Source organism: Shewanella electrica, assembly GCF_022321485.1.
Lineage (GTDB): Bacteria > Pseudomonadota > Gammaproteobacteria > Enterobacterales > Shewanellaceae > Shewanella > Shewanella electrica.
Window position 1 is genome coordinate 1 of sequence record NZ_JAKOGG010000076.1, and the last position, 380, is coordinate 380.

Annotated in this window: 1 protein-coding gene; it reads right to left on the minus strand. The window is 49.2% G+C overall.

Annotated features, from left to right (window positions below; genetic code table 11):
- Positions 1–31 precede the first annotated feature (31 nt).
- On the minus strand, positions 32–380 hold a 349-nt coding region (locus tag L9G74_RS23890; protein WP_238898527.1), incomplete at its 5' end, for a hypothetical protein.

The following is a 380-nucleotide window of genomic DNA, read 5'->3' on the forward strand; positions in this document are numbered from 1 at the left end:
ATCATCAGAAGTAAAATAAAAACCGAGTCCCTCAATTGCGACAAATCCTAGCAGTTGGCATGGTGACACAAATCGGAGCATACTTTTTCTTGGCTGCTGGGGTTCCTGGTTTTGGCTCATCTGCCACTGCCATCCCAGCAACAGAGCAAACAGCAGCCGCCGCCGCCGCGGCGAACATCAAGTTCCTCCTTCCATTGCTATCATTGTTGTCATAACTGACCTTTTCCCCTTCAGCTTTGGCAGCACTCACTACGAGTAATCTCCTCTGCGCAGCCACTGCCGACCGTTTGGTGACAGCTGGGCAGCCAAAGATAGAAGCTGTCATGGTGAATGATGCCATTTTTGCAATGTAATCTGAATACAGAACTAGTCTCCTTGCT